At 37.1% G+C, this 20,303-nt stretch carries 17 protein-coding genes; 5 read left to right on the forward strand and 12 right to left on the reverse strand.

Annotated features, from left to right (window positions below):
* Window positions 1–4: 4 nt before the first annotated feature.
* From rsmB to AB1284_RS14545, 10 genes are all read right to left on the reverse strand, one after another.
* A complete protein-coding gene (rsmB, locus tag AB1284_RS14500; protein WP_429754175.1) occupies window positions 5–1,339 on the reverse strand; it encodes a 16S rRNA (cytosine(967)-C(5))-methyltransferase RsmB in 1,335 nt (444 codons plus the stop codon).
* Window positions 1,336–2,280 (reverse strand): methionyl-tRNA formyltransferase, encoded by a 945-nt coding sequence (fmt, locus tag AB1284_RS14505; RefSeq protein ID WP_429754174.1) that lies wholly within the window; start codon window positions 2,278–2,280, stop codon window positions 1,336–1,338. Before fmt ends, rsmB begins: the two co-directional genes overlap by 4 nt.
* A gap of 16 nt (window positions 2,281–2,296) precedes the next feature.
* Window positions 2,297–2,773 carry a peptide deformylase gene (gene def, locus AB1284_RS14510; RefSeq protein ID WP_090912690.1) on the reverse strand — a complete coding sequence of 159 codons (477 nt, stop codon included), beginning with the start codon at window positions 2,771–2,773 and terminating at the stop codon, window positions 2,297–2,299.
* Between the two features lie 173 nt (window positions 2,774–2,946).
* Complete coding sequence (gene priA, locus AB1284_RS14515) at window positions 2,947–5,352, reverse strand: primosomal protein N' (protein ID WP_429754173.1); 2,406 nt, start codon at window positions 5,350–5,352, stop codon at window positions 2,947–2,949.
* Window positions 5,349–6,554, reverse strand: a complete 1,206-nt coding sequence (gene coaBC / locus AB1284_RS14520; protein WP_429754172.1) for a bifunctional phosphopantothenoylcysteine decarboxylase/phosphopantothenate--cysteine ligase CoaBC — start codon at window positions 6,552–6,554, stop codon at window positions 5,349–5,351. The genes priA and coaBC overlap by 4 nt, the downstream gene beginning before the upstream one ends.
* A gap of 472 nt (window positions 6,555–7,026) precedes the next feature.
* Window positions 7,027–7,239 carry a DNA-directed RNA polymerase subunit omega gene (gene rpoZ, locus AB1284_RS14525; RefSeq protein ID WP_429754171.1) on the reverse strand — a complete coding sequence of 71 codons (213 nt, stop codon included), beginning with the start codon at window positions 7,237–7,239 and terminating at the stop codon, window positions 7,027–7,029.
* Window position 7,240: 1 nt separating this feature from the next.
* Window positions 7,241–7,858, reverse strand: a complete 618-nt coding sequence (gmk, locus tag AB1284_RS14530; protein ID WP_377883924.1) for a guanylate kinase — start codon at window positions 7,856–7,858, stop codon at window positions 7,241–7,243.
* 13 nt (window positions 7,859–7,871) lie between these two features.
* Window positions 7,872–8,135, reverse strand: a complete 264-nt coding sequence (gene remA / locus AB1284_RS14535; protein WP_020059206.1) for an extracellular matrix/biofilm regulator RemA — start codon at window positions 8,133–8,135, stop codon at window positions 7,872–7,874.
* 66 nt (window positions 8,136–8,201) lie between these two features.
* A complete protein-coding gene (locus tag AB1284_RS14540; RefSeq protein WP_429754170.1) occupies window positions 8,202–9,077 on the reverse strand; it encodes a YicC/YloC family endoribonuclease in 876 nt (291 codons plus the stop codon).
* A 97-nt stretch (window positions 9,078–9,174) separates the two neighbouring features.
* Window positions 9,175–11,895, reverse strand: coding sequence for a calcium-translocating P-type ATPase, SERCA-type (locus tag AB1284_RS14545; protein WP_429754169.1), 2,721 nt, complete (start codon window positions 11,893–11,895; stop codon window positions 9,175–9,177).
* A 104-nt stretch (window positions 11,896–11,999) separates the two neighbouring features.
* On the opposite strand from AB1284_RS14545, the gene AB1284_RS14550 reads away from it, so the two are divergent.
* Together AB1284_RS14550 and AB1284_RS14555 are read left to right on the forward strand one after the other, a co-directional pair.
* On the forward strand, window positions 12,000–13,709 hold the full coding sequence (locus AB1284_RS14550; RefSeq protein ID WP_429754168.1) for an Rqc2 family fibronectin-binding protein: 1,710 nt from the start codon (window positions 12,000–12,002) through the stop codon (window positions 13,707–13,709).
* 408 nt (window positions 13,710–14,117) lie between these two features.
* Complete coding sequence (locus AB1284_RS14555) at window positions 14,118–15,185, forward strand: M24 family metallopeptidase (protein ID WP_429754167.1); 1,068 nt, start codon at window positions 14,118–14,120, stop codon at window positions 15,183–15,185.
* Between the two features lie 263 nt (window positions 15,186–15,448).
* On the opposite strand, the gene AB1284_RS14560 is transcribed toward AB1284_RS14555, so the two are convergent.
* Together AB1284_RS14560 and AB1284_RS14565 are read right to left on the reverse strand one after the other, a co-directional pair.
* On the reverse strand, window positions 15,449–15,961 hold the full coding sequence (locus AB1284_RS14560) for a DinB family protein (RefSeq protein ID WP_429754166.1): 513 nt from the start codon (window positions 15,959–15,961) through the stop codon (window positions 15,449–15,451).
* Between the two features lie 48 nt (window positions 15,962–16,009).
* A complete protein-coding gene (locus AB1284_RS14565) occupies window positions 16,010–16,978 on the reverse strand; it encodes an aldo/keto reductase (protein ID WP_429754165.1) in 969 nt (322 codons plus the stop codon).
* A gap of 150 nt (window positions 16,979–17,128) precedes the next feature.
* Here AB1284_RS14565 and AB1284_RS14570 point away from each other — a divergent pair, with 150 nt between their 5' ends.
* The 3 genes from AB1284_RS14570 (at window position 17,129) to AB1284_RS14580 (ending at window position 20,048) form a co-directional block, all read left to right on the forward strand.
* Window positions 17,129–17,794: a TetR/AcrR family transcriptional regulator gene (locus AB1284_RS14570; protein ID WP_429754164.1), complete on the forward strand. Its 666-nt coding sequence runs from the start codon at window positions 17,129–17,131 to the stop codon at window positions 17,792–17,794.
* A gap of 134 nt (window positions 17,795–17,928) precedes the next feature.
* A protein-coding gene (locus tag AB1284_RS14575; protein ID WP_429754163.1) for an IS3 family transposase occupies window positions 17,929–19,277 on the forward strand; the annotation gives its coding sequence in 2 pieces (ribosomal slippage) (window positions 17,929–18,385 and window positions 18,385–19,277; 1,350 coding nt in all).
* 240 nt (window positions 19,278–19,517) lie between these two features.
* Window positions 19,518–20,048 carry a DinB family protein gene (locus AB1284_RS14580; protein ID WP_429754162.1) on the forward strand — a complete coding sequence of 177 codons (531 nt, stop codon included), beginning with the start codon at window positions 19,518–19,520 and terminating at the stop codon, window positions 20,046–20,048.
* Window positions 20,049–20,303 lie beyond the last annotated feature (255 nt).

A 20,303-nucleotide genomic window follows, 5' to 3' on the forward strand; every position in this document is an offset into this window, starting at 1 on the left:
GATGCTACACCTTCTTTCTTAAACAAGCGATATAAAATCCATCCGTCGCAAAGTAATGCGGTAAAATTTGCACTCCACCTTCTACTACATACGGATGCACGTCTTTTGGCAATCGTTCTTTCATTGTTATATCCCATTCAAATTCAGGATGTGATTGTAAAAACAGCTCTACCACTTGTTCATTTTCTACTTTTTCAATTGTACACGTACTATAAACAAGGCGTCCTCCCTTTTTCAACAAAGGAGCTACCTTTTCTAAAATAGATAGCTGAATATTTGCAAGTCTTTCACTATCTTCTTTTTGTTTTCCAATTTTAATATCTGGTTTACGGCGAATTACACCAAATCCAGAGCACGGAGCATCCACTAATACTTTATCAAAACTCTCCTGTTCAAAATGTTCTTGTACTTTCCGGGCATCGAGCGTTTTCGCTTCTACATTTTCTAATTGAAGACGCTTTGCTTGTTGCTGAATTAAACGCACCTTGTGTGGATGTAAATCAAGAGAGATGACTCTCCCTGTTCCTTGTAAGCGTTCTGCAATATGCGTTGTTTTCCCACCAGGAGCAGCGCAGCTATCAAGAATAATATCTCCCGCTTCCGGATTAAGTGCACGAGCCACAAGCATGGAACTTTCATCTTGGATAGACAACAATCCTTCTTGAAATGCTTTTGTATGAGCTACATTTCCTTTTTCTATTTGAATTGCATCTTCTGACAAATCACCATGTTTTGCTTGAATTCCTTCTGTTTCTAGCATTTGAAGCGCCTCTTCTACAGATGCTCTCGCCACATTCACTCGAGCAGTTGGAACTGGTGGAAGTAAGTTTACTTCACACATTTTTTGTGCCGTTTCAATTCCGTATGTTTCTACCCATTCTTTTACAAGCCATTCTGGATGGCCTGTCGCAATTGCAAGGCGTTTTTCAGGACTTTTAATCTCATCTAACGACGGAACACCTTCACGCTGAATAGAACGGAGTACTCCGTTCACAAGACCTGCAATTCCTTTATGTCCACGGCGCTTTGCGATTTCAACCGCTTCATGAATTGCCGCTCGCTCTGGAACACGATCTAAATATAACATTTGATACAAAGATAAGCGAAGTAGCACTTTTACCCACAATTCAATCTTTTTCCGCAAAAACGGCTGTAAATAGTAATCAAGTGTATCACGTCTTTGAATTGTTCCATATACAACTTCTGTTAACAATCCAACATCTTTTTTATCAATATTGCTTTTTTCAATAAGATTGTTTAAAAGCAAATTACTGTATGCACCGCTTTTTTCAACTTGCAATAAACCGTCAAGAGCTAATTCACGAACGTTTTGTTTCATGCGTCTACTCCTAACTTCGTACCAATTTCAGGCTTTGTTCCACGCAAAAATTGTGAACAGCTCATGCGCTTTTTACCAGATGGTTGCAACTCGGTAATTTTAATTGCCGTTTTATTTCCTGTTGCCACAATAAAACCATCTTCTTCAACTGCTATAATTGTTCCGGCTTCGGCTTGCGCCTTTACAGAAACCTTTTCTCCCCACCATACTTTTACAACTTGTCCTGCTAAAATCGTATAAGCAACTGGCCATGGATTTAAACCACGAATATGATTGTAAACCTCTTCACCTGTTTTCATCCAATCAATCTTTTCTTGCTCACGTTTAATATTGTAAGCAAATGTTGCTTCGTCTTCATTTTGTTTAATTGGTTCCAACTTTCCTTGTATTAACTGCGGAACAGTTGTTGATAATAAGTGCGCTCCAGCCTCACTTAATTTATCAAATAATGAACCAGTTGTTTCACGTTCTTCAATTTCTACTTCTACTTGCGTTAAAATATCGCCGGCATCTAATTTTTCAACCATATACATAATCGTAATACCTGTTTTTTCTTTTCCTTGCATGATGGAATAATGAATAGGTGCACCGCCGCGAAGTTCTGGGAGTAATGAAGCATGGACATTAATACATCCGTACTTCGGTGCTTCTAAAATTTCGTTTGGTACAATTTGTCCGAACGCAGCTGTTACAATTAAATCCGGCTCTAGCGCCAACACCTTTTCATATTCATCTTTTTCACGAATTTTTAACGGTTGTAACACCGGAATACCATGTTTTTCTGCTTCCACTTTAACAGGTGTTGGTGTCATAATCTTTTTTCTACCTACTGGACGATCCGGCTGTGTCACAACACCAATCACATCATATCCATCTTCAATAAGACGACGAAGCACCGGCACTGAAAAGTCCGGTGTTCCCATAAATACAACTTTCACCATTCACAAAACTCTCCTTTTACATCTCTTCTAATTCGTTTTCTTCATAATATCGCGTTACTTTAGATGTAAATAATACACCGTGTAAATGATCGATTTCATGTTGAATTGCACGAGCTAAAAATCCGTCTGCTTCTAGTAAAAATACTTTTCCACGGCGATTTTGAGCACGTACTTTAATATACTCGGCACGTGTTACATCACCAAAAAGCCCCGGAAAACTTAAGCAACCTTCGGGACCTACTTGTTCACCACGTTGTTCCAAAATAACAGGATTAATCAACTCAATTTTCCCGTTATCATCATCAATGTCTACAACAGCAACCTGCAAACTTACACCAACTTGCGGTGCTGCTAAACCAACACCATCTGCGATCAACATTGTTTCGTGCATGTCTTTTAACAGTTTCACTAACTTTTTATCAAAGTTTATAACACGTTCACACGGCGTTTCTAATACTTCATTTGGATGTTTTACAATTTCTAACGTTGCCATACTTCTCTCCCTCTCAACATACAATGAGATTCAAATAAAGGTGCATATTCTTATCCTGCTAATCGAAGGCGATAAGAGTTCAGTTGGTGAGATCTTTCCAAAAGTAGTGAAATAAAGCCTTCCACTTGTATAAGTTTCACTTTATTTTATCCATTTGCCTCTGAATTTGACTGCTACATTAACATGGTTGGATTAAAATCAATTGAGATTTGCAAATCTTTCTGCATTTCTGCCTGATAATGTTCATTTACCATTTTGAGCACGTACTTTAAGTTTGGTTCCCGTTTGTATTTTATCATGCATTGATAGCGATATCTATCTTTTATACGAGGAATTGCTGAAGCAACCGGACCTAAAATCATCGTTTGCTGGGCACAATGTTGTCGTAAGAAACCAACAATTTTCTCTGTTACCTGCACCGCTTTTAATAATTCTGGATGGGATACTGTAACTAGTGCCACATAATAATATGGTGGATATTGCCGAATTTTCCTCATATACATCTCGCGTTCAAAGAACGTATCATACTGCTGCTGTTTCGCTAATTCTACACTATAATGTTCGGGTGTATACGTTTGAATAACGACTTCACCTGGAAGTTCATGACGTCCAGCCCGACCGCTCACTTGCGTTAAAAGCTGATATGTTTTTTCACTCGCCCTGAAATCCGGCAAATGTAGCATCGTATCTGCTGTTAATACACCTACAAGTGTTATATTTGGAAAATCAAGACCTTTGGCAATCATTTGTGTTCCAAGTAAAATATCTGCCTCTCCTGCACCAAATGATTTCAGGAGCTTTTCATGCATCCCTTTACGACTTGTCGTATCAACATCCATACGAATGACACGTGCCTCAGGGAACAATTTTGTAATTTCTTCTTCAACCTTTTGTGTTCCTGTTCCAAAGAAGCGGATATAGGAACTATTACAAGCAGGACAAGCATTTGGTAAATTTTCCTCATAACTACAATAATGACATTTCAAGCGATTATTCATCCTGTGATATGTAAGTGAAATATCACAGTGTGGGCATTGTACTACATAGCCACAATCACGACACATGACAAATGTTGAATGGCCCCTTCTATTTAAAAAGAGTACCATTTGTTCCTTTTTCTCTAACCGATCCGCCATTTTCTCATGAAGAAGCTGAGAAAACATAGAACGATTCCCGACACGAAGTTCTTCTCTCATATCAATAATCTCAACTGCCGGCAAATCTCTTTCATTCATACGCTTTGTCATTGTAAGGAGCTCATATACACCTTTTTTTGCGCGAGCAAACGATTCTAGTGTAGGTGTAGCACTTCCTAATACGACGGGACAATTGTGATATTCTCCCCGCCGAATTGCAACAGTACGTGCGTGGTAGCGTGGATTGTCCTCTTGTTTGTAACTCGATTCATGTTCTTCATCAATAATAATAATTCCTAAATTCTCAAATGGTGCAAAAATTGCTGAACGCGCCCCTACAACTACTTTGACTTCTTTCCGCAAGATTTTACGCCATTCATCATATTTTTCCCCAACAGATAATGCGCTATGAAGAACTGCAACTTGCGAGCCAAAACGTCCTTTAAAACGATCCACCATTTGCGGGGTTAATGAAATTTCAGGTACAAGTACAATGGCTTCTTTTCCTTTTCTAAGCACTTCTTCAATTGACTGTAAATAAACTTCTGTTTTTCCGCTCCCTGTTACACCGTACAGTAAAAACGTCTCATGCTTTTCTTTTGTAATAGAAGTTAAAATCGGTGTAATGACTTGTTGTTGCTCTTCTGTAAGCGGCAATGGTTTTGTGCGCTCAAAAGCATCATCATCATACGGATTTCGATACACTTCCACATATTTTTCAGCTAACAAACCTTTTTTCACAAGAGATTTAATGGGAGCATCCGTCATTTGTAATTCTTCCAATACTATTTTTAACGGTACAGACCGATAGTGTTCCATAAAATAATACAATACATCTTGCTGCTTTTTACTCTTTAGATGAAAGGCCGTTTCCTCTAATTCTTCGTAAGGCAAAACAGGTTGAATCATTTTTTGTTTTTTCTTTTGCGCCTTATCCTTTACTTCATAAACAACTTCCACAGTCCCTTTCGCAATTTCTGTTTGCACTGCACGGTACAACTGTGGTTGTTCATCTAGCACATTCCAATCGATGCTTTCTTTTCCTTGAAAGAGCAATTTCATATTGGCCGCTACGTCTTCCGGTCGATGAAGACGTAGCTGTTTTTTATATGTCGCTTTAATTGCTGTTGGCAACATAACTTGGAACGCTGAAATTTTGAAGCAAAGTGTTTCTTCTGTAAGCCAACTTCCAAGCTGTAGTAATTCCTCATTTAATACAGGTGTTACATCTAATAATTCATGCAACGTTTTCAACTTATTTACATCTACATCTACTGTATCTTTTATCCCGATGACAAATCCTTGTAATTTTCGCGGCCCAAATGGAACAACAACTCGCATACCCGTTTGAACAAGATCTTCCCAACGCTGAGGAATAATATAATCGAATGGCCTATCCGTTTGTCTTGCTGGAACATCGACAATTACACTTGCAAATTTCATGCATGATCCTCTTCCAACATTGTTTCAACTTGTAGTAAAATCTCTCTCGCTACTTCGTGCTTTGCTAGTAGCGGCAATTCAACCATGGCGCCATTTCGTTTATACATTGTCACAATATTTGTATCCGTACCAAATCCTGCACCTTCTGCTTTTACATCATTAGCAACAATCATATCAGCATTTTTCTCACGTAATTTTTTCGTTGCATACTCTTCAACGTTTGTTGTTTCTGCTGCAAAACCAATGAGTAATTGGTGCTCTTTTTTTTCACCTAATGTTTTAAGAATATCGATCGTGCGTTCAAGTTCAATAACCGTATCGCCATTTTTCTTTTTCATTTTTTCATCATAAACGATTTTCGGCCGATAATCTGCAACGGCTGCTGTTTTGATTACAACATCCATACTAGAATAATGATGTAAAACTGCCTCTAGCATATCTTGTGCTGATTGTACTTGTATTGTGGTTACATTCGCAGGTGGCGTTAACGCCGTTGGACCAGAAACAAGAATGACCTCTGCTCCAAGACTTGCCGCAACTTCCGCAAGCGCATAGCCCATTTTTCCAGATGAGAAATTTGTCATAAAACGAACTGGATCAATCTTCTCACGCGTTGGTCCTGCTGTCACTAGTATCCGTTTTCCTTGAAGTGGCTTTCCTTGTGAAAAATGTACTTCTAACATTGCTACAATGTTTTCTGGTTCTTCTAACCGACCTTTCGCAACATATCCACAAGCTAAAAAGCCCTCTCCAGGCTCAATAAATGTATAACCTAATTTTTTTAATGTTTGCATGTTTTTTTGAACAACTGGATTTTCGTACATATGAACATTCATCGCAGGTGCAATCCACACTGGAGCTGTTGTTGCAAGAAGCGTCGTTGAAATCATATCATCTGCAAGACCATTTGCGAATTTACCAATAATGTTTGCTGTCGCTGGTGCAACAAGGACAACATCAGCCCAGTCTGCTAAATCAATATGAGCAATGACTGCTGAATCTTTTTCATCAAATGTATCTGTATATACATCATGGCGAGAAAGCGCTTGAAATGTAAGCGGTGTAACAAACTTCATTGCCGATTCACTCATTATTACTTTCACAAGCGCACCTGCCTGTGTTAATTTACTTGTTAGCGCAGCTGCTTTAAAAACAGCAATGCCTCCTGTAACACATAAAAGTATTTTTTTCCCTTTTAGCATAGGTCTCGTCCTCTTTCTTTCATGAAACTTAGTCCTATTCGAACTTCAAATCATTCATAATCACAAACATACAATTAAAGTGAAACTTCCATCAGTGTGATTTTTTCTTCATCCCCCACTGATGGAAAGCTTTCACCAATCGGGTTCTTACGGGCAGTTATTTCCCACCTATCGTCTTTAGAAAAGCGGAAGCGGCTCGCTCAGAATCGCAGGACGCCCGCGCCCAAGGCAGAGAGGCGCTTTTTGCCTCGTCCGACGGGGTGAAACGACCTGCGATTCTAGCCGCTAGAGCTGGACAACGATTCTCTCTCACTCTTGAGGCGGGAGCCTTACTGCCCAAAAGCAGCGGAATAAAAGCTGCCGCTCTCCTCCATCCTATATCGTAAAAAAATAACAACCTACTTGTAAATAGGTTGTTACTGTTACATAGAAAAGTATAGTATCTATGCCTCTATTTGTCGAAAAGAAAGCTTTATTTTTGGTTGTTATCTTCACTTGGTTCGTAGTTTAATAATTGTGCATTAATCTCTTCTAATGCTTTTCCTACACACTTATGAGATACTGGTTGCTCAACACCACAATCGTTATGCTCTTGCATTTCACGAGCACGCTTTGCAGCTACTGTAACTAGCGTATATTTAGAATCAATTTTTTGTAACAATGAATCAATAGATGGGTTTAACATATTATATTTCCTCCGTCATTTCTTTATAGTATTTTGCTACTCGCTCACGGCGACAATGTTCACCTATCACAATTGCCTTAATACGTTCGCAAGCAAGTTCCACTTCATCATTTTCTACTACGTAGTCATAAGCATCCATCATTTCGATTTCTTCTTTTGCTACTGTTAAACGATTTTGAATTACTTCTTCTGTTTCTGTACCGCGACCAACAATACGGTTTTTCAGTTCCGATAAACTTGGAGGAGCTAAAAAGATAAATACGCCTTCTGGAAAAGCTTTCTTTACTTGAATCGCACCTTGCACTTCGATTTCTAAGAAAACATCTTTCCCTTGCTGCAATGTTTGTTCTACATAATCGATTGGTGTTCCGTAATAGTTTCCAACAAATTCCGCCCATTCAAGCAGTTTATTGTTACGAATCATCTCTTCAAATTCTTCTCTCGTTTTAAAGAAATAATCAACACCATCTACTTCTCCTTCACGCGGTTTACGCGTTGTTACAGAAATAGAATACTGTAAATTTGTATCTTCTTGACTGAACAATTCCTTTCGAACTGTTCCTTTTCCAACACCAGAAGGCCCTGAAAGAACAATGAGCAACCCTCTTCTACTTCTCATATATATGTTAAACCTACCCTTCGTCACTTAAATCTTCTTTATTATTTAATCGATGAGCAATCGTCTCCGGTTGTATTGGACTTAATACAATATGTCCATCATCCATAACAATAACTGCTCGTGTTTTTCGACCATAAGTAGCATCAAGCAGCACATTTTGTTCGCGAGCTTCCTGTACCAATCTTTTAATCGGTGCTGATTCCGGACTTACAATGGAAATAATTCGATGTGCAGATACGATATTTCCATATCCAATATTTAAAAACCGCATGGCCATAGTTTGCGCCTCCTAGTAAGTCTATCCGATTTCTCCGTCTCGTATAACTTCGTATACAATTGACAACTACTCAATATTTTGTACTTGTTCACGAATTTTTTCAAGATTATTTTTCATTTCAACAACATATTTTGAAATTGTTAAGTCATTTGCTTTCGAACCAATTGTATTTATTTCACGATGCATCTCTTGTACAATAAAGTCCATCTTTCTTCCAACCGGTTCTATACTTTGCAGCGCCTCTTGAAATTGTTCTAAATGACTTTGCAGACGAACTAACTCTTCATGAATATCACAGCGGTCTGCAAACACCGCTATTTCTGTAAGTAATCGTTGTTCCTCTAATTCTTGATTATGTAATTCTTTCAAACGGTTCTCCAAACGCTCACGATATTTTTGAATGACTGACGGCGCATAGGGAACAATGGCATGCATGCACGTGTGAATTTCTTGCAAACGATGCTCCAAATCTTTATGTAGTCGTTCTCCTTCACCATCACGCATCATTTTTAACATACTAGCTGCGCGGCGAACCGCTTCATACAAACTATGTTCAAACGTTTCATTTACATTTTCAACCTCTTCAATTGCTGTCACTTCTGGCATAGCAATAAGCTGCTGCAATGTAATCGAATCCTGTAATTGAAATTTATCCTTTGCTTCTTCCATAATGAGCTTATATTGCTCTAAAAGGGACCAGTCCACTCGTAATTTCCGTTCAACGAGCCCTTCCCCTTCAACAATAATCGATACTTCAATACGTCCGCGGCCAACTTGTTCTGCAATTAATTTGCGGATTTTATCCTCGAACACCATCATTTGCTTCGGAAGACGAATATTCATCTCTAAAAAGCGATGATTGACCGACTTCATTTCTACTGTAATTTGAAACGCATCATTTTCTACTTTTGCGCGTCCAAACCCTGTCATACTCGAAATCATTTTATCACATCCAAGCCATGATCTTACTCAATGAAAAAGGTAATAGAGACTCTACTCTACTACCTTTTGAAATTATATCATACTTTTATCTCATTTACTATTTCAAGTTTACACCTCTTTTATATACAATTGGTTTCTTCTTTTCAGATTTTCCGGTTAGTAAAGATCCCACTAATAAGAATGTTGGAATAGAAGAAAGCCCAACAATCAAGAGCCAATCTCTCGCTTGAATTGGCATAGTACTAAAAATTGGCTGCAATGGCGGATAATAAATCACTACTAACATTAGTAAAATCGAAATAAGCACCGCTCCTACTAAGTACATATTTCCAAATGGATTACGGTGAAATACAGAATGCTCACTGCGGCAATCAAACACATGAATAAGCTGAGCTAAAACAAGTGTTGCAAACGCAACTGTTTGCGCATACCTTAATTCATTTGGATTTTGATTGTGCGCAATAATGAATGCTAATAGCGTCATAACACCGATTAAAAAACCGCGGCTAACAATTTTCCATGCAAGTCCTCTCGCAAATACCCCTTCTTTCGGGTGGCGCGGTTTCCTACGCATAACATCACCTTCTGGTGCATCAAGTCCGAGAGCCATTGCCGGTAAACCATCTGTTACTAAATTCACCCATAATATTTGAATTGGTACGAGCGGCAATGGTAATGCTAATATCATTGCAAATAACATTACTAAAATTTCCCCAACATTTGATGCTAATAAATAACGAATAAACTTCCGAATATTTTCGTAAATATTTCTTCCTTCTTTAATTGCTGCTTTTATAGTAGCGAAGTTATCGTCTAATAACACAAGAGATGATGCCTCTTTTGCAACATCTGTCCCAGTAATCCCCATTGCCACACCAATATCAGCTGCTTTTATAGCAGGCGCATCGTTCACACCATCACCAGTCATCGCTACAATATGATCTTTATTTTGCAGAGCCTTCACAATTTTCAATTTATGTTCCGGAGAAACACGTGCAAAGACATACGTTTCGTCTACAATATCTTCCAATTCTTCAACCGACATGTTTGCGAGTTCAATCCCTTCCACAACGCGGCCACCAGGTGGTAAAATCCCGAGCTGTTCAGCAATAGCCATGGCTGTTACTTTATGGTCTCCTGTAATCATAATTGTTTTGATGCCTGCATCTCTACATTCTTGCACCGCTCGCTTTACTTCCGGTCTTGGAGGATCAATCATTCCTTGCAGCCCAATAAACATTAAATCTCTTTCTGCTTCTTGTTCACTTTGAATATGATCAGTTGTTTTTAACGGTTTAAAAGCAACTGCAATTGTACGAAGTGCCTGACTTCCTAAATGATAAATCGCTGTTTGCACTTCGTTTCTATACAATTCTGTGAATGGCTGCTGTTTATTTCCCCATAAAATGGTTTGACTCATTTTTAATAAAACATCGGGTGCTCCCTTTGTTATCACAAATTTTTTACCTGCTTTGTCACGAACAATTACACTCATCATTTTCCGCGTTGAATCAAACGGAAACTCGTGAATGACCTCAAATTGATCCTTTATCCCTTCTCTTGAAATACCAGCCTTCATCGCTGCTGCGACGAGTGCACCTTCTGTCGGATCACCGTCTAATACATACGTTTTTTTCTTTTTTACAATATTTGCGTTGTTACATAAGCATCCAAATGTGAGAAGCTGATATAAAGAGCGAACCGCTGTCGGATTTATTTTCTTATCACCTTTCAGAAATTCACCTTTTGGTTCATAGCCTTGCCCCGTTATATTCCACATCTCACCACTCGACCATACATGTGTGACCATCATTTTATTTTGCGTCATTGTCCCTGTTTTGTCTGAACAAATGACTGATGCACATCCTAATGTTTCAACCGCAGGCAGCTTTCTTACAATTGCCTTTTTCTTAATCATACGCTGAACACCAAGTGAGAGTGCTACTGTCACAATGGCTGGCAATCCTTCAGGAATCGCTGCAACAGCAAGCGAAACACCCGCTAAAAACATATGATATATTTCATTCCCTTGATAAACACCAACCAATACAACGAGTGCCGTTAAAATTAATGCAACGACAATTAAAATTTTTCCAAGCTGCTCAAGTCTTCGCTGCAGCGGCGTTTCATTTTGCTCCGCATTTTGTAACATGTTTGCAATTTGTCCCATTGCTGTATTCATTCCTGTTCCAATAACAACTCCAATGCCGGATCCCCTTGTAATCATCGTTCCCATGAACGCCATATTTGTTTGATCACCAATTGAAACATCCACTCCATGCAGAACATCAATTTTCTTTTGTACCGGCACGGATTCTCCTGTTAATGCTGACTCTTCAATATATAGACTCGAAGCTTCAATGAGACGCACATCAGCACCGATACGATCCCCGCTTGAAAATTTAATAATATCTCCAAGCACAAGACCTTTCGAAGGAATTTTCATCCACTTTCCATTTCGAAGTACAATTACTTGCGGGGCGGCAAGCTCTTTTAATGCTTCCAACGATTTTTCTGCTTTTCTCTCTTGAAAGAAACCAAGGATTCCATTGATAATGACAATTGCAACAATAGCAATTGCATCAACATATTCTCCTAAAAAAGCAGAAATAATTGTTGCACCAAACAAAACAAGTACCATAAAATCTTTAAATTGTGCTAAGAACACAACAAGTGCAGAAGGCCGTTTTGCTTCTTGGAGTTCGTTTGGGCCAATTTTTTTCAGCCGAATTTCCACCTCTTGCTCCGTCAATCCTGTTTTTACATTTGTATTCGTTCGCTCTTCAACTTCATGTGCACGCAGTTCATACCAATTCATCTCGCCATCTACCTCCTGATTGCAGACATGCTCTAATGAAAGCTTATTCAGCCTCGTCCGAAAAAATGCTATAATTAACTTTTAGTGAGAAAGGAGTGTTCAAAGTGGCATTCGATGGATTATTTACAAGAGCGATCACACATGAGATTGCAAATTCTCTTCAAACAGGAAGAATTTCAAAAATATATCAACCGTCAAAATATGAAATTTTGTTACATATTCGGGCACACGGAAAAAATCAAAAACTACTTCTTTCCGCGCACCCAACGTACGCGCGTATGCATCTTACAACACAAAATTATGATTCTCCTGCATTACCGCCAATGTTTTGCATGCTTCTTCGCAAACATTTAGAAGGTGGATTTGTTGAGAAGATTGAACAAATTGATTTGGAGCGGATTATTCAAATTACGATTCGCAGCCGTAATGAAATTGGTGATGAATCATTAAAAACATTAATCATTGAAATCATGGGGCGTCATAGCAATATCATTTTAGTAGACTCCAAAACAAATATAATTTTGGATAGCCTAAAACACGTTTCCTTAGCGGTAAACCGGCACCGTACTGTATATGCTGGAGCTGAATATATTGCACCGCCAACGCAACAGAAAATCAATCCACTGCAAATTGAAAGGCAAGAAGAATTTATTCGACCACTCGACTTTTTAGTAGGAAATATGGATAAGCAACTCGTAGGAGCTTTTACAGGGATCTCTCCATTATTTGCAAAAGAAGTGGTTGCAAAGGCTGGTATGGTCAATGAACTTGCATTATCCGAAGCATTTTTCACATTACAAAAACCGTTGCTACAGCATCAGTATACGCCTTCGATGATGGTTGCTAATGGGAAAGAATTCTTTTATTTATTCCCACTTTCACACTTAAAAGGTGAAGAGAAAGCATTCTCATCTGTAAGCGAATTACTAGATCGGTTCTTCTTCGGTAAAGCAGAACGCGACCGAGTGAAACAACAGGCCCATGATTTAGAACGTTTTATGCAAAATGAAAAAACAAAAAACGAAAAAAAATTAATTAAATTGCAAAAGACTTTAGAAGACGCAAGTAAAGCAGATAAATATCAATTATTTGGCGAATTGCTTACAGCCAATATGTATGCAGTGAAAAAAGGCGACAAAGAAGTTGAGGTTATCAATTACTATGATGAAAATAATGGAACTGTAAAGATTACCCTAGATCCATTACGCACACCATCAGAAAATGCACAGCGTTATTTCCAAAAATATCAAAAAGCAAAAAATTCTGTAGCAATCGTTGAAGAACAAATCGAAAAAACAAATGAAGAAATACGATACTTTGATAGCTTACTACAGCAAATGGAAGCTGCTTCTTCTAAAGATATTGAGGAAATTCGTGAAGAACTAGCTGAAGAAGGATATATGCGTAATCGCAATGCGAAAAACACAAAAAAGAAACCATCAAAACCTGTATTAGATAAATATATCGCAAGTGATGGAACTGAAATTTTAGTCGGGAAAAATAACAAACAAAACGACTATTTAACAAATAAACTCGCACGCCGTGATGAAATTTGGCTTCATACGAAAGACATTCCAGGCTCACACGTAGTCATCCGTTCATTAGAGCCAAGCGATGAAACATTAGTTGAAGCGGCAAAGCTGGCTGCTTACTTTAGTAAAGCAAAAGAATCTAGCTCTGTTCCAGTCGATTATACAAAAATTCGTCATGTGAAAAAGCCGAGTGGAGCGAAGCTTGGATTTGTTACATATGATAATCAACAAACAGTATATGTTACACCAGATGCAGATACTGTGATGAAATTAAAGGTTTAAAATACGAAGAGATGATTATGGTATGTAACGAACCGTAATCATCTCTTTTTCGTTCATTTTTCACTATTTACTTCTTCATAAAATACGTTATCTTTTCCCGCTATACCTTTCAAAAAAAGTAATTTTCCAATAAAAAATAAGCAACCGCTCACGAAACACACTAGTGAATTTTAATATTCCATTGAACATTTATAATACTCTAAAACTGTTTAAAAAAATTTACACAATCATTTTTAATGTCAAATAATATAGACACAAAATAGTCTTGTGTGTCTATATTATTTGACATCAATAAAAAAAGCTTCCCTCTACATCTTAAGGTGCGGCTCTTACCGCCCGCAAATAGCGGAATAAAAAATATTGGCACCTTTATTGCTTTATATAAGGAGATGAAAGGGAGGAATTAAAATGGTTTCAAGAATCAAGAAAATACAAGAACAGCTACATCGATACGAAATAGACGGATTACTGATTACAAAAAAAGAAAATCGCCGATATGCAACTGGATTTACAGGTACTGCTGGAGTTGTCTTAATCTCTCCTACAAATGCAGTATTTATTACAGATTTCCGTTATACAGATCAAGCGAAAGCACAAGTACACGAAGCAGAAATCATTATGCATAAAGGCAATATAGAACAAGAAATTGCAGCGCAAATAGACAGATTACAAATAAACAAATTAGGTGTAGAAGAAAATAATATGACGCTGAAACAATATACAGCGTTAAAAAATTATATAAATATCGAACTTGTTCATGTAAATGAAATAATAGAAACAATTCGTACCGTGAAGGAAGAGTCCGAAATTGAAATGATTAAAATTGCAGCTCGCATCGCGGATAATGCCTTTCAACATATTACAACTTTCCTAAAACCCGGTGTATCTGAATGGGATATAAGAGATGAATTAGAATTTTTCATACGAAAGCAAGGTGCTTCCTCTTCATCATTTGACATTATCGTAGCTTCCGGTACTCGCTCTTCTCTCCCGCATGGGGTAGCTACAAGTAAAATCATTGAAGATGGGGATATTGTTACATTAGATTTTGGTGCACTTTATAACGGATATTGTTCTGATTTAACACGGACTGTTGCAATTGGGAGTTGTTCTGAAGAATTTGTAAAAATTTACAACATTGTACTTGAAGCTTTAAAACGCGGTACTGAAGCAATTCGCCCAGGTGAATCCGCAAAAAAGATTGATGATGTTACAAGAAATTACATTACTGAACATGGCTACGGTGAATACTTCGGTCATTCAACAGGCCATGGCGTTGGATTAGAACTTCATGAACCTCTTAGATTATCAAAAGATAGTACAGACACACTGCTAGAAGGAATGGTTGTTACCGTAGAACCAGGTATTTATATCCCGAATTGGGGTGGTTGTAGAATTGAAGATGATATTGTCATTACGAAAACTGGTTATGAAGTGATTACACACGCTAATAGAGAACTTATTGTTCTGGGGTAAAGCAAAACTTTGAATAGTGGGGGGTTTTTCACTCCACTATTCATGAAATCTGATCAATCGAACTTTTACGGACTTCCTCACCTATCTTCTTTTTTTTGCATAACTTTGAGATGGTCGATTACTATTAGGGAAAATAATCATAAAAAATAACAGGCATCTTTCAATATAAAGAAGCCTGTTATTTTTGTTCCATACCAACAAATCATCAGAATCCATTTTCTTTCACTATGACTTAGTGAGAAGAGCTATATTCTTTTGTTTTCTTAAATTGGATAACCGCCACTAGGTGGAGGCCACGCCTCAAATAAACGACGCAGCAATACAATTTCCCCCAAATGATAACTATTATGCGAAGCAATATTACGTAACGTATCCGCCCGCGTTACATCTGGATACTGCCCTAAAGGCTCATCAAGTTTTGTAGTTTGAGCAATTGTACAAGCAGTATCGATTCCCGCTAGAAATTGTCTTATAATCTCCGCCCATTCTTCTTGATTTTTCGCCATATTTTCAACTGGCCAACTCTCCTTCACGTGCGCTGGAAGTTGTGGTTTTTCTCCATGTAAACCACGTAAGAGGAATTCTTGCCAATACTTCATATGCATCACTAGTTGGTAGATGGAATACGGAATGTTTTCTACTTGTTTTCCTGATAGTTTCCAATCAATATCTGCAATTGCATTTTTAATCAGAATATGCCCACGTTCTCCCCGTAATGATTTTACTAACGTTCTAGCAAATGATTTATTGATCAAATGATTGCTTTCTGTATACACATCATCCCATCCTTTTCCTTTTCAATTAATTATTATAGATTACCAATCTTAATATCGATTACCAAACGTATCACCAATAGGTGCAATCGTATTTAAGTATGCTAGTTCTTCTTTTGTTAAAGTTATTTCAAGAGCCGCTACGTTTTGCTCCAAATACTTCACTCGCTTTGTACCTGGAATTGGTACGATTCCTTCACCTTGTGCAACGACCCAAGCAAGCGCTAATTGTGCAGGCGTACATTCTTTCTCTAATGCAAGCTGTTTAATTCCTTCAACAATTTTCATATTAGAAGCAAATGCATCTTCTGAAAAGCGTGGATTATAGTATCTCCAATCATCAGGTGTTAATTGATCACGGCTTGTTAAATTCCCCGTTAAAAATCCGCGGCCAAGTGGACTATATGGAACAAATCCAACGCCTAATTCACGACAACCATGTAAAATATCTTTCTCTGGATCGCGAGACCAAAGAGAATATTCAGTTTGAACAGCTGAAATTGGATGAATTGCATGAGCTGTTTTTAATTGCTCACCTGTTACTTCAGATAGTCCGATATAACGTACTTTTCCTTCTTGCACTAACTTTGCCATCGCACCTACAGTTTCTTCAATTGGTGTATTGGGATCAACGCGATGTAAATAATATAAGTCGATGTAATCGGTCCCTAATCTTCTTAAACTTGCTTCACATGCTTCCTTCACATATTGAGGCGAACCGTTGTATCCTAACGCTTTTGTTGCATTTCGCAGTGCTCCAAACTTCGTTGCAATTTTCACATCATGCCGAAATCCCCTTAATGCTTTCCCTACTAGTTTTTCATTTGTTCCCATTCCCTCTTCATCATATCCATAAATATCAGCCGTATCGAACATTGTGATTCCAAGCTCGAGAGCGCGATGAATTGTTTTGGTCGCTTCTATCTCATCTGTCTGACCATAAAATTCAGACATTCCCATACAACCTAATCCCATTTCCGATACTTCTAATCCTTGTGAACCTAATTTCTTCTTTTTCATAAGTTCGCCTTCTTTCGAAAAGGTAATGTAAAAAGAGAATAACATACAATAGAAAATGAGTAAACTATTTTTACTTTTTTAGTTCAATTAGTTTAATTTGTATAAATTCATAAATTTATTTATAATAAATGAATTGCAAGGAGGGTTGTTATGTTAAATAAAAATATTGATAATCAAGTAGAAATGAGAAAAAAGCTCATTTTCAAATTATTACCGATCGTAAAAAAACAAGGAATAAGCCCTTTACGAACAGATGATATTGCTCGTTATATGGATATTAGTAAAGCAACTATGTACAAATATTTCTCATCAAAAGAAGAGATTATCCAATATATCGTCAAAATATATGCCGAATATATTACTAGTATTGATCAAACAATTTTTGAAGAAACAGTTCCGTTTGGAGAGCGATTTCAAAAAACATTTGAACAATCATTACTCATTTCTTTTTACATATCTGATGCCTTTCTATCAGATTTAAAACATAATGCTCCAGTACTATATGAACAAATCATACAAGCTCAAAACGAACGAAATAATCAATTAAAAAAATTCTATGAAGAGCATATAGAAAAAGAAGTGTTCAACGCTATAAATCCAGCACTCATTCTAATCCAAGACGATGTACTACTACGGAAGTTCTTTGAACCTACAATCTTAATTCAAAACAATATGACTTTATATCAAGCACTCTTTGATTATTACATGTTAAAAAAACATCAAGTCATTCACCATGAACATAGAGGCCATGTAGATGATGAAAAAATGAAATCAACGATACAATACATCGTGCAAAAAGTATCCAATTATATATAGATCGAACACTAACTAACACTTATTTCGTCTGAAATAACCCTGAATATAGGAAAAAGCACCTCTATAATTCATACTAAAATGAACTGCACCCCAATTGTTAGACACAGTCTAACAATTGGAGGTGCAGTTTTTTTATGACAAGATACTCTTTAGAAACCAAGTTATCTGCCGTTACCGATTATCTTAACAGCGTAGAATCCTTTAAAGATATAGCTCAAAAACATTGTGTAGATATGACGATGTTAAAAAAATGGGTAGCTAAGTTTAAAAAACATGGATTGGCAGGTCTTCAAAAGACATATACAAATTACTCTGTTGAGTTTAAAATGGACGTACTTAAATTTATAAGCGAGATGGGAGCGTCCATCGCAGAAGCTACTACGGTATTTAATATTCCTACTTCTAGCACTGTGTGGAAGTGGAAACATTTATTTGAAACACAAGGGATTGACGCTCTTCAACCAAAGGAAAAGGGGCGTCCACCTATGAAAAAGAAGCCAGAGAACAATCAACAAGTAGAAGGATCAGAAGAAGCATTAAAAGCGGAAATTGAGAGATTACGTATGGAGAATGCGTATTTAAAAAAGTTACATGCCTTAATTCAAGAAAAGGAAAAGTCACAGAACAAGACAAAGCGCAAATAATTTATGAGTTGAGGCACGAATTTAAAATCATTGACTTAGTAAAAGTCGCTGATATTCCGCGCAGTACCTATTATTACTGGGTGAAACGAATGGATTGCCCAGATAAATATCACGAAGTGAAAGAAATGATCCAACAGATTTTTCATAAGCACCAAGGTCGATATGGCTATCGTCGTATTACATGGACATTACGCAATCAAGGTATCATATTAAATCACAAAACAGTTCGTCGCTTAATGAGCGAAATGAATTTAAAATCTCTTGTCCGTATGAAGAAGTATCGCTCATATCGTGGGAAAGTTGGTAATATTGCACCAAACATACTAAAACGTGATTTTGGAGCAACGAAACCAAATGAGAAATGGGTTACAGATGTGACAGAATTCCACATACATGGTGAGAAGTTGTATTTATCCCCGATACTTGATTTATATAATGGTGAAATTATTGCGTATAACATAGAGAAACGTCCTGTTTACCCATTAGTCTCAAAGATGTTGAATAAGGCTTTTCAACAATTAAAAAATGGTGAATTTCCTATCCTCCACTCGGATCAAGGATGGCACTATCAAATGAAGGAATACCAACATGTATTGAAAGAAAAAGGAATTACACAAAGTATGTCTCGTAAAAGGAATTGTTTAGATAACGCAGTCATCGAAAATTTCTTTGGCTTATTAAAGTCTGAATTACTCTACTTACAAGAGTTCGAAAGTATGGAACATTTTAAATTAGAATTAGAAAAATATATTCACTACTACAATCATGACCGAATTAAAACAAAATTAAAAGGAATGAGTCCTGTACAATACAGAACGCATTCCTCATTAGTTGCTTAAAATATGTGTCTAACTTTTTGGGTTCACCTCAAAAATACGAATTATAGAGGTGCTTTCGTTTTATCTCGCTATTTGCGGGCAGTAAGACCCCCATCTCAAGATTCAGAGAAAACGAAGAAAATAGTCTCGAGATGAAGCCCCTACTGATCGAAGTCTCACTTTATTTTATATAAAAACAGGAATCTCCTCCTATTTCGAGAACTAAATTAAAAGGTTGTATTTCATAACAGGAGGATTGTAATGGAAAATTTATTTTTAATTGATAAGATTGACGGATTAAGCGATGATTTTTCTAAACTTGTTTCTATGATGAACTATGCACGCTTCTCGACACTACGTGCTGTTCAAGATTTAACAATTGAAGAATTAGACTATTTATATGATGAAAACGCAAATTCAATTGGTATGCTTCTATATCACATGGCGGCTATTGAATTTTATTATCAAATTCATACGTTCGAAGACAGAGAACCAACAGAGGAAGAACTAGAACGCTGGTTACCAGGCGTTGAACTAGGGAATCTTGGTCGCCAACAAATTAAAAACCAATCATTAGACTTCTACATTAACACATTACAAGAAGTACGCAATAAAACCATCGACACATTCCAATCCCTTCCAAACGAATGGTTATTTAAAACAACTCCATTTTGGGAAGGTAAGTCAGCAAATAATTATTTTAAATGGTTTCATGTGTTTGAAGATGAATTGAGTCATCGTGGACAAATTCGAATTATTAAAAAGATGCAACAAGCTCATTCCGTAAAATAATATACAAAAAGATGTATTACTGTATACGTGAAGTAGTACATCTTTTTATTATGACTTTGATTTATCCCGCTACTTTTTAGCAATACGATTCCGATTGGTGAGAGCTTTCCATCAGTGGGGAATGAAGCCCCCATTGATGGAAGTTTCACTTTCTTTCATTTAAGTAAAAGACATTTTTATTTTGGTAAATGAAATTATATACTTTTTTTTGCCCCAGATTCACACTCTTTATCTTCAAACATGACAGAGCACACC

The organism is Bacillus sp. S2(2024), from assembly GCF_050474045.1.
Lineage (GTDB): Bacteria > Bacillota > Bacilli > Bacillales > Bacillaceae_G > Bacillus_A > Bacillus_A yunxiaonensis.